This window comes from Streptomyces sp. NPDC057694, assembly GCF_042799415.1.
Classification (GTDB): domain Bacteria; phylum Actinomycetota; class Actinomycetes; order Streptomycetales; family Streptomycetaceae; genus Streptomyces.
This window is the reverse complement of record NZ_JBHVIX010000001.1, coordinates 498,952-512,298: the sequence shown is the minus strand read 5'-3', so window position 1 is coordinate 512,298 and position 13,347 is coordinate 498,952. Positions and strand designations below refer to the sequence as shown.

Here is a 13,347-nt window from a genome sequence, read left to right as displayed (position 1 = left end):
ACTCCCTAGGAGTTGCTCCACCCGGCCGTGCTGGAATACGAGTCGAGCAGGTCCACCACGAAGACGAGGGTCGAGCCCGCCGGGATCAACGGTGACGGTGACTGATTGCCGTAGCCGAGACGTGGGGGAACGATGATCTCGCGTCGGCCGCCGACCTTCATCCCCTTCACCCCACGGTCCCAGCCCTTGATGACCCTGCCACCGCCCAGGGCGAATTTGAACGGCTCGCCGCGGTCCCAGGAGGCGTCGAACTGCTTCCCGGACTCGAAGGCGACCCCGACGTAGTGGACCCTGACGACCATGCCCGGCTTGACCTCGGCCCCGTCCCCGACGACCAGGTCCCGGATGGTCAACTCGGTAGGAGCGGCACCCTCCGGAACGTCCACCTCGGGCTTCGTCAGTTCACTCATCGCACCCTCATCGCTCTCCGCCGAATGCCCTCCGCACGGGCCGGCCGGACACATGGACACCCCATGCGGCAGATGGACACGCTACCGGTGCTCATGCACGGCAGTCCGTGGCGGACTCGGATCTTGACGCGTGTGACCAGTGACGAGAGTCCATGCGTCGATGTCCTGATAGCGCCGCGGGCCCGGACGGCCTGTTTCCGTGCTGCCGACCAGGTGGAGGCGGTCGGCCCGCCAGGGAAGTCCGGTGAAGCCGTCGAGGCAGGCGGCCGCCGCTGTGACGGACGTGCTGTCGTAGCGACGGGCGCGGGCCAGTGTGAGGTGCGGACGCAGCGGACGTCCGGCGAAGGCGATGCCGCAGTCCTTGATCCGCGCTCGCACTGCTTCGGCCAGCTCGTGCAGTTGGTCGAGGTCGCCCTTGAGGCCGCTCCACAGCACTCGCTCGTCGAAGTGTCCGCCACCGAGCAGTGCCAGTTCGAGAGAGGGCCGGGCGGCAGCCAGGTCGGCGAGGGGTGAACGGAGCCGGTGGACGGCCTGCACCGGCAGCTCGCCCAGGAAGGCCAGGGTGATGTGCCAGTCCTCGATGCGGTTCCAGCGCAGATCGGGATGGGCGGCGTAGGCCGGGCCCAGCGCGTGCGCCAGCTCGTTCTTCGCGTCGTCGGGCGGCGCGAGGGCGATGAAGGCGCGCTGGGCGGCGGTCCGGGGCGGTTCGGTCACGGATGTCTTCTTACCTCATGCGTCCGCGGGGCCGAAGCCCGACGGAGTCGGGCGGTGAGGAGGCTGTCGGCCGGGCGGCGGTCCCGCCCGTCCTGTCGCGGATGCTTCACCGGGCGCTGACAGCGCGGCCTGCCCGTTTGTACGTGCGCATCAGAAGCGCCGTCTGGACCTCGCGCACACCGTCGAGTCCGGAGAACGTCCGGGCGTGGAACGCGTCCATGTCCGCTGTCGTGGCGTGGCTGCTGTAGCCGAGGACGTTGTCGCTTCCCGTGGTGACGACGAGATGCCGGATCGAGGGCTCGCCGGCGAGACGGCGCATCGCGGTGTCGAGATGGGCGTGTTCGACGCGGAGCCGGAAGCGCGCCTCCACCGGATGACCGAGAACGCTCGGCTCCGCGAACAGACGCAGCTGGAACACATGCGACCCCATGAGCCGGTTGAGCCGGCGCCGCACGGTGGACTCGCCGAGGTTCAGCCGCAGCGCCAGGCTCGTCATCGGCATACGGGCGTCCTCGGCCAGCAGGTTCACCAGCTCCCGGTCGATGTCGTCGACGGGGAGCGGGGGCGGCGGCCGCAGCCCGTCCATCGCCAGCCGGCGCATGTGCGTCGGCTCCGCCGCGTACGGCGTCCAGTCGACCGCGGTGAGCAGCAGCCGCAGCACCAGCGCGGAGTGGATGTCGAGCACGCCCGGCATGCCGCCGATCGTCCGGTCGATGAGATCGATCAACTCGGTCTCGTCGGCGACCTCCATCTCCGCGAGGACCACCAGGTCGCCCGTGGCCACCTCGACCGAGCGGGCGTCCGGTCGGACGGCGATCGCACGGGCCACCTCCTCAAGGCGTCCGGGAGCGCACCGCACGGCCAGTTCGACGACCAGCCCCTCGCCGAGGTGCTCGCCGACCAGCGCGGCGATGAACCGCACCCGCCCCGTCCTGAGCATCCGTTCGAGGCGCCGGGCCACCGTCCGCTCGTGCAGGCCCACCTGCTCACCGGCGTCGGCGAACGAGGCGCGGGGCCGCTGGGCGAGGTACTGCAGGATCGCCAGGTCCGGACCGTCGAAAGACGACTGTTCGGAGGGATCGCTTTCCGCCATCTCTGTCTCTCTCCTGCCCGAAAGCGCCGGGAACAGCGCCTGCATGCCTGGTTCAGGCTTTCTCCGGGACGGATCTTGCCTGGATCCGAGGGTGACCCGCAGATTACCGGACAGCATCCATCAGCCGACCTTCGGCCGTCAGCAGAGGTACCGCCCATGCCTGAGGCAGTCACCAGACCCTCGCCCAGCACCACCCCGCCGAACCGCCCCGTGCCCGTGCCCGCCGTGGCGCTCGTCGTCTCGATCGTGCTCGTCGAACTGTCCAGCGGCATCACCCAGGGCTTCCTGGCGCCGGTGCTGCGCAGCCTGACCGACGTCCTGCACGTCACCGCCGCGGATCTGAACTGGATCAGCATCGCCAACCTGATGGCCAGCGTCGCCTTCACGCCGTTGCTCTCCCGGCTCGGCGACCTCCACGGACACCGCCGCGTCCTGCGGTGGAACATCGCCGTCGTCCTCGCGGGATCCGTCGTCGTCGGCCTCGCCGGTTCGTTCCAGACCCTGCTCGTCGGCCAGGTACTCCAGGGAGCCTTCGCGGGCTTCTTCCCCCTGCTGGTCGGCATCCTGCGCAACCGCGGCGACGCCGCGCAGAGCAGGAACGCCATCGGCACCATGGTGGCCGCGCTCGTGGGCGGCATCTGCGTCGGCGGCGTCGCCAGCGGCCTGGTCGCCCACTACGTCGACACTCCGACGGCGGCGCTGTGGGTGCCGACGGCGGCCGTCGGAGTCGCGTTCCTGGTCACCTGGCCGCTGCTGCCCGAGACGACGGAGCGTCCGGGCGGGCGTCTCGACGTGAGCGGCGGCGTGCTGCTGTGCGTCGGCCTCGTCGCGATCATGCTCGGTCTCGGGCAGGGCGGAATGCCGGGCTGGGCGTGGACCTCACCGCGGACCCTCGCCTGCCTGGTCGGCGGCGCCCTCGTGACCGCCGTGTGGGCCCTGGTGGAGCTGCGCTCCCCGGACCTGATGATCGACGTACGACTGTTCCGCCGCCGCAACGTGTCCGTCGTCGCCGTGGTCACCACGACCTTCTCGTTCTGCATGATCGGCCTCCAGGTGGCCGGAGCCGTCTTCATGGGCACCCCTAAGGACGGCGTCGGCTACGGACTCGGCCTGTCGCCGCTGCAGATCGCCTTCGCGATGATCCCGTCGATGGCCGCGACCGGCCTCGCCGCGCTTCTCGCCCCCAAGCTGGCCGGGCGGATCGGCGACCGCGCCACGCTCGTCACCGGATCACTCCTGATGGCGGCGGGCTACCTGCTCACACTCGCCCTGCACGACGCCGTCGCCCCCTACCTGATCTGCCAGGCCGTGGCGGGTCTCGGGGCCGGTGTGCTCCAGCAGTCCACCCGCACACTCGCCGTCGAGTCGGTCCCGCGGGAACAGACCGCCGTCGGCTCCGGCATCAACGAACTGCTCATCAACGTCGGCGGCTCGCTGGGCGCCGCGTGCGTGCTCGCCGTCACCGCCGCCAGCACCCCGGCCGGCTCCGTCCTGCCGCGGTACGCCGCCTACACGACCTGCTGGAGCGTGTGCGCGGCGACGGCCCTCGCGGGGGCGGCGGTCGCCCTCCTCTACCGCTCCACCGCCCGCCCCGCCTGACACCCGGCGCAGCCGTCGCCCGACCTCTCGCGAAGAAGGAACAGCAATGAGCCAGAACGATCCCCGGGAACACGCCCGCGCCGTTGTCACCCGACGCCAGGACGAGGTGCTCGCCCTCAGCCACAGCCTCCACGCCGAACCCGAACTCGCCTATGAGGAACACAAGTCGGCCCGGAAGATCGCCGATCTGGTGGAGCGGTCAGGCTTCGCCGTCCGGCGGGGCGCCTACGGCCTCGACACGGCCTTCGAAGCCGTGGCGGGCAGCGGTGATCTGGTCATCGCCGTCACCGCCGAGTACGACGCGCTCCCCGGCATCGGCCACGCCTGCGGGCACAACGTCAACGGCTCCGCGGCGGTGACCGCCGCACTGGCCCTGGCGCCGCTCGCCGACGACCTCGGCCTCACCGTCAAACTCCTCGGCACCCCGGCGGAGGAGTACGGCGGCGGCAAGGTCGACCTCCTCGACCGGGGAGCCTTCGACGACGTGGCCGCCGCCATGATGGTCCACGCCGCACCGGCGGACGGCGTCGGCATGACGTCCCTCGCGATCGGCAGCTGGAAGGTGAGCTACACGGGCCGCGCCGCACACGCCGCCGCCATGCCGCACCGCGGGATCAACGCGGCGGACGCCATGCTCGTCGCCCAGGTGGCGATCAGCGCCTACCGCCAGCAGATGATCCCCGACGGCGTCGTGCACGGCGTCGTCACCGGGGGCGGCGAGGCGCCGAACGTCATCCCCGCGCGCGTGAGCGCGGACTACGACTGCCGTGCCGCCACGGCCGAGGACCTGGCGGAACTGCAATCCAGGATCCGGGCCTGTTTCGAGGCGGGCGCGCTCGCCACCGGCGCCGAACTCGCCCTGGAGGCCGTCGGCAACGACTACGCCGACCTGCGCCAGGACCTCGCCATCACCGGCCTCTACCGCAAGGCGGTCACCGACCTCGGACGCCGCATCCCCGACAGCCCGGACACCATGCGCGGCGGATCGACCGACATGGGGAACGTCTCCCACCTGGTCCCCACCATCCACCCGTCCATCGGCTACGACTGCGGTGACACGATCATGCACAACCCCGAGTTCACCCGGTACGGCACCAGTGCCGGCGCCGACCGTGCCGTGCTCGACGGCGGCCTGGCCATGGCTTGGACGGCCATCGCCCTAGCCACGGCCGAAGACCACCGCGCCGCTCTGCTGACCCGGCTCGCCGACCGCCGGAACACCCCGCGCGCGACGCCCGCCGCATAGCCGCGCCCGGCATCACGCCCCCCGGCCGGATCAGTCCCGGCCCGGTGCAGCTGCGTAGTCGGTCAGGCGCTTCTGCAGCACGGAGTAGGCGGCGGCGTCGGGCAGGGGCCGGCCGTCGCGGACGTTGACGGCGGCGAGGGTGGCTGCCTGGACGGCCGCGCGGTACGGCAGGGACCCGGTGGAGACGCGGCGCACTCCGATGCGGGAGAGCTCGGGCAGCGTCACACCGGGTACGACCAGGACGTTCAGGGGGAGCGGGACGGCTTCGGCGAGGGCGGCCAGGTCGGCCGGGTCCGTCGCGCCGGGTACGAAGACGCCGTCGGCGCCCGCCCGGACGTACCGCTGGGCGCGCTCCAGGGTCGACTTGAGGTTTGCGTCCTGGCCGAGCCAGTAGGTGTCGACGCGGGCGTTGACGAACACGTCGGGACTGCGGCGCTTGACGGCGGTGATCTTCGCGGCGTGTGCGGTGGGGTCGACCAGCCGCTCCTCGGTGCTGTCCTCGATGTTGATCCCGTCGGCTCCCAGGCCGGCGACGTACTGCGCGACCTGCTCGGCGTCGTCGGCGTAGCCGTCCTCGACGTCGGCACTGACGTACACGGGCACCCCCGCCAGGGCACGTACGAGCGTCACGGTCGCCTCGCGGCTGGCGCGGCCACCGTCCGGGTGCCCGGAGGAGGCGGCGACCCCGAAGCTGGTGGTGCCCACGGCGGGGAAGCCGGCGTCGGCGAAGGCGAGGGCGGAGGGCACGTCCCAGGCGTTGGGCAGCAGGAACGGCATCTCACCCGGACGGTGCAGGTCGGCGAAGCTCACGGTCGGGCCCTTCTGTGCGGGGGTCTCGCGGTGCGCGGCGAGGCCTCTCGTGGGAGGTTCAGAGCGAGAGTAGGACGACGGGGGCGGCGGAATAGGACCGCCGCCCGGAGCCTTGTGCGGGAAGCTGGACCGAACCGCCCGACGACGTGACCGCAGTGGCATCCACCTCCGAAGGAGCAGTTCCATGGCCCTCACCCGCGAAGAGCGTGAGCAATTCCTCGCCGAGCCCCACATCGCGGCCCTGGCCGTCGACGCAGGCGACGGGAGGGCGCCGTTGACCGTGCCGATCTGGTACCAGTACGCGCCAGGCGGCGACCTCTGGATCCACACCGGCAAGGGCTCACGCAAGCATGAACTCATCGCGAAGGCGGGCCGGTTGACGCTCATGGTCGAGCGCGTCGAGCCGACCGTCCGTTACGTGTCCGTCGAGGGCCCGGTGATCTCCACGGTCCCCGCCGGCCGCGGACATCTGACCGAGATGGCCTCGCGCTATCTGCCGGCAGAAAAGGTCGAAGGCTACGTCGAGTTCGCCGAGGCGAACCACGGTGAAGCGGTCATCATCACGGTCCGCCCGGAGCACTGGCTCTCCTCCGACCTCGGCAACGTCTGACCGGCCACGGCCGTCGGCCGCCTCGCGCGGGAGTTCAGGACTCGTCGCGGCGGCCACGGCGAACGACCAGGTAGCCGAACCCGGCGCCGGCCAGGGCGAGACCACCGCCCGCCGCCACCATGAGCGGGGTCTCGGAGCCGCGCGAGGAGACGCCTTCGGCAGCGGCCGGTACGCCGCCCTGCGGCTGCCGTGCCTCGCGCTGGCCCTCCACGGTGGCCGACGTGCCCTTGTCGTACGTGGTGCGGGCTTCGGAGCCGTGCTGCAAGCCGTGCTGCACGGTCCGCTGCTCGTGGACGGGCTGGTGGTGCTTCGGGTGGGCCTTCCGCTGGACCTTCTGGTGGGCCTGGTGGTGGTTGTTCGGGTGCGTCTTCTGGTGGGCCGGGTCGGCCTTGTCCTGCTCGCTGTGCCATCCGTCGGGGTGGACGACGCCCACGAAGCCGTTGGCCTGGTTGAGGACGTAGCGGTAGCCGTGCACGGTGCTGCTCCCACTGCCGGAGCTCAGGCTCGCGACTCGCTGCCCCTTGACGGTGATCCAGGCCATGTACGACCCGTCGGGCAGGGCGTACACGTGCGCCTGGGCGCCGTTGCTCAGGGTGTAGTTCTGCTCCTTGCCCTGGTCCGACGCGGACTGGGCGGGGGTGGGGGAGGCCGGGGAGGTGGTCTGCTGACCGGGTTGCGGCGCGGCGGAGTCCGCGAACGCGGCGGCGGCCGGGACGGTGAGGCCGATGACGAGGCCGGAGACGGCCGCGGTCTGCAGTACACGACGAGGAATCGACATTTCGACTACTTCCTTGCTCCGCTGAGACTGAGATGTCGCCGTTGCGACTCTTGTGAACCTACGGAGCAGCTGTGTGCACTTACCGTCGAATATGTAACAAAAGCCTCACAGCGCCACGAACCGGCACAGATGGCGACTTTGGTCCCGGGTACCAGAGGACCACCGCCCCGAGTCGCACGTCCCTCCCGGACGATCCATGCGCTCAACTCGGTCAGAAGAAGTCGACCTGGACCGCGCCGACTCGGGAACGAGGCGCCTGCGGGGTGAATGAGGTGCTTGCGCGCGGGAAGGAGGTGCTTGCGCGGTAGATCGCCGGGCGCGGTCGTGCCAGCCACGACGTCGAATGGGCGCATGCCCGAAGGAGAATCTGCCTATGACACAGGGCGAGCCGGCCACGAAGAATCCGGACAAAGGCTATGTAGCGCTTCTTGGCTGGAGTCTCAATGCGGTGGAAGCCCTAGACCGATTCGACCGGCGATACGTCGTCGTGGCCCCGGAATGGGCCGAGAAGTACTGCGTAGAACACGAAATCCCCTACGTACTGTGGGATTTCGAACGACTCAACGACCGCTCCATGGAGATCGCCGAAACCCTGCAGAGCATGGGTGTCGACGTCGCGATCCCGTTGTACGAGGAGACGGTCGAATGGGCAGGGGCGATCAACTCGGTCCTGCTGGACAATCCGCGTCTGTACGGTCAGGCCATGCTGCTGCGGGACAAGGCGCTGATGAAGCGCCGTGCGCAGCTCGGCGGCATCCGGGTCGGCATCTTCGAGGAAGCCCACGACCGGGAGGACGTGACCCGCTTCCTCAAGCGCGTCAATCAGACGCTGCTCAAGCTGGACGGCGACCCGAACGACCCGATCCACGTCAAGGCGTTCGACAAGGCGGGATGCCTCGGGCACCGCGTCATCCGCACCCCGGACGAGGTCGACACGATTCCGGACGAGGAGTTCCCGGTCCTCATGGAATCCCACCTCGACGGCTGGGAGTTCGCGGTCGAGGCGTGGGTGCACAACGGGAAGATCAAGTTCCTCAACATCTCCGAGTACGTCACGCTGGGATATTCGGTGTTCGTGCCGGCGACTCCGGAACTGGAGCGCTACCGCCCGCAGATCACGGCGCAGATCGAGAAGCTCATCAAGACGTTCGACATCGAATTCGGCTTCGTGCACCCGGAGTATTTCGTCACCAGTGACGGCGAGATGTACTTCGGTGAAGTCGCCTACCGGCCGCCGGGCTTCAAGGTGTTCGAACTGCTGGAGAGGGCGTACGGGTTCAATGCCTATCAGGGGCTGGTTCTGGCCTTCGACCCGAAGACGACCGAGGAGGAGATCGACGCCTTCTTCCCGCGCGAGGTCGTCGACGCGGCCGGGGTGGCGGGCTGCTTCGGTGTCTACCCGCGGCGCCGCGTCGTCAGCCAACTGGAGATCCCGGAGGAGACCGAGGACGACGAGTACTACGAGTCGCACGACCTCTCGACACCGCTCGAGGAGACTGTCACCAAGAGGACCGCGTTCGGAACCCACTGGGGCCTGCTGTACTTCTTCGGTGACGACCCCTACCGGATGCGCGACCTGTTGAAGAAGCAGGAAGAGCTCGACTTCTACGTCTGACGATCCGTGGACGCAGGAGACCAACGCGAGGAAATCCCTTTGAAACCGACCGTCGACGTCAACGGTGAGGCCACGACGCTGGACAAGCGCGTGACCTCACTCGACGACGCCATCCAGGCCATGGCCGAGACCCGCGAGTTCGGCAAGCACACGAAGCTGAGGCGGGTCCTGGAAGCACTGCGGCGGGTTCTCGCGCAGCCGGGCGGTCTCGCGGCGGTCCAGGACAGGGCGCAGGCCCTCGAGGAAGCCGGGCTGTTCCAGGGGACTGACTGGGCGTCACCGGAGATCCTCGTCCCGTCCCTGGTGAGCGGAAGCCTGCACAGCGGTGTCACGGACACCGTCGTGCTGGAGGCGACCAGCGAGCTGCGGATGCTCGCTGTCGCCCGAGGCGATTTCGCGCACCCGACGTTGCCCGCAGAGGACGCCCGCCAGTTCCTGTCCCAGGTACTGGCGACCAACCTGGAGCTGTTGTTCAGCCAGCCCAGCGAGGCGGAGCGCGTTCAGCAGGGCCGGACCGCACAGCTGATCCGGGACCTGTTCCGCCGCGTCGCCGACGAGATCGGCTACGACAGCGTCCTGGACGACCTGGTCGACGAGATCTGGCGGATCCTGCGCCAGCGTCCGATCCAGGTCGAGGCGGTGCAGGCGCTGATCACCCGGATCTCGATCTACCGCAACGACCCGGACGTCGCTCTCGGAGTGTCGTCCGGGCAGGGCATCGACCGGCTCATCACGAGCCTGTTCGGGACGACCGAGGCGTGCCGGGACGACCCGGGCGTCGACGTCTTCCGTTCCCGGCTGGAAGCGATGGACGCCGGCGGCCTGCAGTACGAGGCGACGGGATTCGCGCGGGCGATGCACGACACCGGCCTCGTGTCGCCGTACCACGCGGAACTGCTCCGGTTCCTCCTGCGGGAGAGCGACTACCTCGTCGGCGAGGCGCTCGGGCTGTCCGACATCGGCCGGAACTGCCTGCTGCGCTACAGCGAACTGGTGCACCGGCTGATCGAGGTGGCCGTCCATCCGCAGACCGCGCAGAGCGTCTACGGGCTTGCGCTGCTGCTCGACCGCGGCATCCTCTACGAGCCTCCGGTGGTGCCCGCGCTGTGGCGCCAGCTGGCGCTGGAACTCTCCCCGGCCGCGCGGGAGCGGCTGACGACGGTTTTCGGCGACGTACCGGGGCCGCAGGCACGGCTGGTGGCGGGGGTGCTCACGATGCTGGGCCAGCCGCTCGGCGTCGGCCAGGGCGACAACCCCACCTGCCAGTCGGCACGCGCGCTGTCGATGTGGTCCTACAACGACCCGGACTACCTGCTGCAGATGGTGGTCTGGGCGGCCCGTGACGACGAGGTCGTCATGCACTTCGAGGGGCAGCCGATCTCGTCGAAGGACAGCGCGGGCGGAGTCGCGAACACGCTGCCGATGGACCTCGATCCCGTGTCGCTGCTCGCGGTACCCCACCTGGACCGGATCTACGCCGAGATGGGGCGGCGCTGCGTCGGGCGGCCGGGGGACCCGCACCGGTGGGTCAACCCCGAGTTCCACGGCTGGTGGACGGCCCGCGAGTTCCACATCAACGTCGATGTCGCGACCGGGAACCTGGTCGACCTCGACACCTTCCTGCGGCAGTTCCACGCCAGCTACCACCCGTCCTACAACGGCGGGCAGCCGCTGATCCACCCGCAGCCGGCCGGCGTCGCCGTCACCGACAGCGCGGCCCGCTACGTCGGCTGGCACGCGATCACGATCCTGCGGGCCGCGCCGGACCCCCAGGACGTCATGCGGGTGTATTTCTTCAATCCGAACAACGACAGCGGCCAGGACTGGGGCGACGGCGTCGTCGTCTCCACAGCGGGCAACGGCGAGCGGTTCGGCGAGGCCTCACTGCCGTTCGACCAGTTCGCCTCGCGGCTCTACATCTTCCATGCCGACCCGCTCGAACACGGCGAACCGGAGCGGGTGCCCGCCGAGGACATCGCCGGGATCGTCGGCTACATAGAGCGCAGCTGGGGCAACGACCGGCTGCCCGGCGGGGCGCTGCAGGCCCTCGAAGGCCGCACGAGCCTGTGAGCCCCGTACTCCGGACGCGGCTCATCCGTCCGTCCTGAGCCGCGCCCGCTCCGCCACAATCGTGAGCCGCCACTGCTCTCGCTCCTGCGACAGCAGTGGCGTCTCTCGGCCTGCCGGCTCGCTGTCGGCGGCCCCGGCTACAGCTGAGGTGTGCGGGAGGCCGGACCGAACCGCCCACGCACCCTGAGCCGAGCGGGGTTCTCCCGTGGGTGGAGACGCAGGTCAGAGCGGTGCAGCGGTGCGAGCCGGGCCGTCCGGCGCCAGGCCGTGAGTGCACTCGGGCGGAGGGTTGCGCGTGGTGGCGATCACGCCGTCGAGCCGGTCGCGCGCAGCGAGGAGATCGGTGATCCGCCCGCTGATCCGCGCGCGCTCGCCCTCCAGCTGTTCCAGCAGACCCGGCGACACCGTGCCGGAGTACACGCAGCGCAGCACCTCTCGCACGGACCTGCTCGGCAACCCGGCGGCGAACAGCTGCTGGATCAGGCGGACCCGGTCGACCGCGGAGTCCGGATACTGGCGCTGCCCGCCGGAGCTTCGCTCGGCCCGCAACAGGTCCTGCTCCTCGTAGTACCGCAGAGCCCGCACGCTCACCCCGGCCTGGCGGGCCACCTCACCGATCCGCACGTGTCCTCCGCTCTCCGGGCCGATGCCTCGACTTGCACCTCACGTCAACGTCAGGTTTTAGCGTAGTCGACGTCAAGGCACACCAAGCCATCCGCACGAACAAGGCAGGTCACCATGCGCGCAGCCCGCTACCACGAGTACGGCGGCACGGACACCCTCGTTGTCGAGCAGGCCCCGGACCCGCTGCCCGGCCCCGGAGAGATCCGCGTCCGTGTCACGGCGGCCGGCGTCAACCCCGTCGACTGGAAGGTGCGCAACGGATCGGTGCGCGAATTCCTCCCGATCGATCTGCCGGCGATCCCGGGACGCGACGCCGTAGGTCTGGTGGACCGGACCGGCGCGGGCGTCACCTCGGTCGATATCGGTGACCGCGTCTTCGGCCTGGGCGGGGTGACGGGCGCGACGGCCGAGCTGGCGGTCCTGTCCGCCTGGGCCCCCGCTCCCGCCAACTGGAGCGACGCGGAGGCTGCCGCGGCCGGCCTGGCGTCCGTGACGGCGCTGGGCGGACTCAAGGCGCTCGGCCGGCTGGAGGGCCGCACCCTTCTGATCGAGGGGGCTGCCGGAGGGGTCGGCGGCGCGGCGGTCGAGATCGCCCGCGCCCTGGGGGCCACCGTGATCGGGACGGCCAGTGAGCGCAACCACGCGTTCCTCACCTCCCTGGGCGCCCTGCCGGTGACCTACGGTGCGGGCCTGGCGGAACGTCTCGCCGGACTGGCCCCGGGCGGAGTCGACCTCGTCCTCGATACCGCCGCCTCCGGCTCCCTGGCCGATCTCGTCGACATCGCCGGCGACCCGGACCGAGTGGTGACCGTCGCCGACCACGTGAACGCACAGCGGCTGGGCGTCCGGGTGGCGAACGCGGTCAACGACTCCACGCTCCTGGCCGAAGCGGGCGCGCTCGGCGAGCAGGGCCGCTACGTGCCGCGCATCGAACGGACCTACCCGCTGGAGGAAATCGCGAAGGCGCACGCTCACTCCGAGCGCGGACACGTGCAGGGGAAGATCGTGGTCACCGTTTGATCCCGCCTCAGCCCTGGCCGGACGCGGCGAGGCGCTGAGATCGCGCTTGTCGCCCAGGACGGTACGCCTCTCTCGAAGAGCTGCAGGACGTGTGACTTGCATCACATTTAAGCGGGTGTGGCTGCTCGTTCGTACGCGAAAAAGGCGGGGGTGCGAGGCGTGCGCAGCATTATTCGATGGGGGTGTGGGGTGTTCGCTCTCCGTTCGCCTTCGAATCGGGTGCCGGGCGTGCCCCGGTGGTGGCTGGGGTGAGGGAAGGCTCGTTGGCGGTTCGGCAGTGCGAGACGGGCTGCCTCTGTGGTGGCCGCTGAGGTGGAGCGAAGGGGGGAGAGCGGTCTCGGTTTTCGGTTCACGTCGCGACGGCATTCATCGCTCGTTGTAAATAGGTGAATTGAAGGGCGGCCCGGAGTGGATTCCCCCGGGATGGGGTTCATGAGGCACGTGGGGGCGAGTCAAAGGGCATTGTCTTGCGGCTGGTTGACGGGAACACTGGCCTTCACGCGGAGTCGCTGCCGCATTCCCGAATTGCCGGGCACCGGTGGCGGCGCGCGGGGAAGGTGAGGTGAAGTCCCATGGGTATGAAGATGACGATGACCACCCGCTGTTCGGTCTCTGTGCACTGGCGGCACGTGCGAGTGGTCATCATCGTCATGATCCTCGTGTTCCTGAGTGTGATGACTCACGGAGCCGGTGACATGACGCTGGTCGACGCGCTGTTGCCGCGCGTCTGAGGGGCGAGCAGGCCCCTCCAACGGGGG

General features: G+C 69.9%; 13 protein-coding genes. 7 read left to right on the top strand and 6 right to left on the bottom strand.

The window, feature by feature from the left end; genetic code table 11:
• Nucleotides 1-5 precede the first annotated feature (5 nt).
• The 3 genes from ACFVDP_RS02515 to ACFVDP_RS02505 form a co-directional block, all read right to left on the bottom strand.
• On the bottom strand, nucleotides 6-410 hold the full coding sequence (locus tag ACFVDP_RS02515; RefSeq protein ID WP_383481997.1) for an FKBP-type peptidyl-prolyl cis-trans isomerase: 405 nt from the start codon (nucleotides 408-410) through the stop codon (nucleotides 6-8).
• Between the two features lie 81 nt (nucleotides 411-491).
• Nucleotides 492-1,124, bottom strand: a complete 633-nt coding sequence (thpR, locus tag ACFVDP_RS02510; protein WP_383481995.1) for an RNA 2',3'-cyclic phosphodiesterase — start codon at nucleotides 1,122-1,124, stop codon at nucleotides 492-494.
• 106 nt (nucleotides 1,125-1,230) lie between these two features.
• Entirely contained in the window at nucleotides 1,231-2,217 is a 987-nt protein-coding gene (locus tag ACFVDP_RS02505; RefSeq protein ID WP_383481993.1) for an Lrp/AsnC family transcriptional regulator, read from the bottom strand.
• 156 nt (nucleotides 2,218-2,373) lie between these two features.
• Here ACFVDP_RS02505 and ACFVDP_RS02500 point away from each other — a divergent pair, with 156 nt between their 5' ends.
• Both ACFVDP_RS02500 and ACFVDP_RS02495 read left to right on the top strand, forming a co-directional pair.
• Entirely contained in the window at nucleotides 2,374-3,816 is a 1,443-nt protein-coding gene (locus ACFVDP_RS02500; RefSeq protein ID WP_383481990.1) for an MFS transporter, read from the top strand.
• A gap of 46 nt (nucleotides 3,817-3,862) precedes the next feature.
• Complete coding sequence (locus ACFVDP_RS02495) at nucleotides 3,863-5,062, top strand: amidohydrolase (RefSeq protein ID WP_383481987.1); 1,200 nt, start codon at nucleotides 3,863-3,865, stop codon at nucleotides 5,060-5,062.
• A gap of 30 nt (nucleotides 5,063-5,092) precedes the next feature.
• On the opposite strand, the gene ACFVDP_RS02490 is transcribed toward ACFVDP_RS02495, so the two are convergent.
• The gene (locus ACFVDP_RS02490; RefSeq protein ID WP_383481984.1) at nucleotides 5,093-5,872 is read right to left on the bottom strand and encodes an isocitrate lyase/phosphoenolpyruvate mutase family protein; all 780 of its coding nucleotides are present in this window, start codon (nucleotides 5,870-5,872) and stop codon (nucleotides 5,093-5,095) included.
• A gap of 184 nt (nucleotides 5,873-6,056) precedes the next feature.
• On the opposite strand from ACFVDP_RS02490, the gene ACFVDP_RS02485 reads away from it, so the two are divergent.
• Nucleotides 6,057-6,482, top strand: coding sequence for a pyridoxamine 5'-phosphate oxidase family protein (locus ACFVDP_RS02485; RefSeq protein ID WP_383481981.1), 426 nt, complete (start codon nucleotides 6,057-6,059; stop codon nucleotides 6,480-6,482).
• Nucleotides 6,483-6,516: 34 nt separating this feature from the next.
• Here ACFVDP_RS02485 and ACFVDP_RS02480 read toward each other — a convergent pair whose 3' ends face one another.
• Nucleotides 6,517-7,260, bottom strand: a complete 744-nt coding sequence (locus tag ACFVDP_RS02480; protein WP_383481978.1) for a hypothetical protein — start codon at nucleotides 7,258-7,260, stop codon at nucleotides 6,517-6,519.
• Between the two features lie 574 nt (nucleotides 7,261-7,834).
• Here ACFVDP_RS02480 and ACFVDP_RS02475 point away from each other — a divergent pair.
• Together ACFVDP_RS02475 and ACFVDP_RS02470 are read left to right on the top strand one after the other, a co-directional pair.
• Nucleotides 7,835-8,875: an acetyl-CoA carboxylase biotin carboxylase subunit family protein gene (locus tag ACFVDP_RS02475; RefSeq protein WP_383481975.1), complete on the top strand. Its 1,041-nt coding sequence runs from the start codon at nucleotides 7,835-7,837 to the stop codon at nucleotides 8,873-8,875.
• A gap of 39 nt (nucleotides 8,876-8,914) precedes the next feature.
• Complete coding sequence (locus ACFVDP_RS02470) at nucleotides 8,915-10,945, top strand: hypothetical protein (protein ID WP_383481972.1); 2,031 nt, start codon at nucleotides 8,915-8,917, stop codon at nucleotides 10,943-10,945.
• Nucleotides 10,946-11,167: 222 nt separating this feature from the next.
• Here ACFVDP_RS02470 and ACFVDP_RS02465 read toward each other — a convergent pair whose 3' ends face one another.
• The gene (locus ACFVDP_RS02465) at nucleotides 11,168-11,569 is read right to left on the bottom strand and encodes a MerR family transcriptional regulator (protein WP_383481969.1); all 402 of its coding nucleotides are present in this window, start codon (nucleotides 11,567-11,569) and stop codon (nucleotides 11,168-11,170) included.
• Between the two features lie 114 nt (nucleotides 11,570-11,683).
• Here ACFVDP_RS02465 and ACFVDP_RS02460 point away from each other — a divergent pair, with 114 nt between their 5' ends.
• A complete protein-coding gene (locus ACFVDP_RS02460; protein WP_383481965.1) occupies nucleotides 11,684-12,589 on the top strand; it encodes an NADP-dependent oxidoreductase in 906 nt (301 codons plus the stop codon).
• 584 nt (nucleotides 12,590-13,173) lie between these two features.
• Nucleotides 13,174-13,320 carry a hypothetical protein gene (locus ACFVDP_RS02455; protein ID WP_383481963.1) on the top strand — a complete coding sequence of 49 codons (147 nt, stop codon included), beginning with the start codon at nucleotides 13,174-13,176 and terminating at the stop codon, nucleotides 13,318-13,320.
• Nucleotides 13,321-13,347: the final 27 nt, after the last annotated feature.

Coding starts and splice junctions, on each gene's coding strand:
- ACFVDP_RS02455 (WP_383481963.1), top strand. CDS start 13,174: ATGACGATGACCACCCGCTGTTCGGTCTCTGTGCACTGGCGGCACGTG.
- ACFVDP_RS02505 (WP_383481993.1), bottom strand. CDS start 2,217: ATGGCGGAAAGCGATCCCTCCGAACAGTCGTCTTTCGACGGTCCGGAC.
- ACFVDP_RS02500 (WP_383481990.1), top strand. CDS start 2,374: ATGCCTGAGGCAGTCACCAGACCCTCGCCCAGCACCACCCCGCCGAAC.
- ACFVDP_RS02515 (WP_383481997.1), bottom strand. CDS start 410: ATGAGTGAACTGACGAAGCCCGAGGTGGACGTTCCGGAGGGTGCCGCT.
- ACFVDP_RS02495 (WP_383481987.1), top strand. CDS start 3,863: ATGAGCCAGAACGATCCCCGGGAACACGCCCGCGCCGTTGTCACCCGA.
- ACFVDP_RS02485 (WP_383481981.1), top strand. CDS start 6,057: ATGGCCCTCACCCGCGAAGAGCGTGAGCAATTCCTCGCCGAGCCCCAC.
- ACFVDP_RS02460 (WP_383481965.1), top strand. CDS start 11,684: ATGCGCGCAGCCCGCTACCACGAGTACGGCGGCACGGACACCCTCGTT.
- ACFVDP_RS02475 (WP_383481975.1), top strand. CDS start 7,835: ATGGAGATCGCCGAAACCCTGCAGAGCATGGGTGTCGACGTCGCGATC.
- ACFVDP_RS02480 (WP_383481978.1), bottom strand. CDS start 7,260: ATGTCGATTCCTCGTCGTGTACTGCAGACCGCGGCCGTCTCCGGCCTC.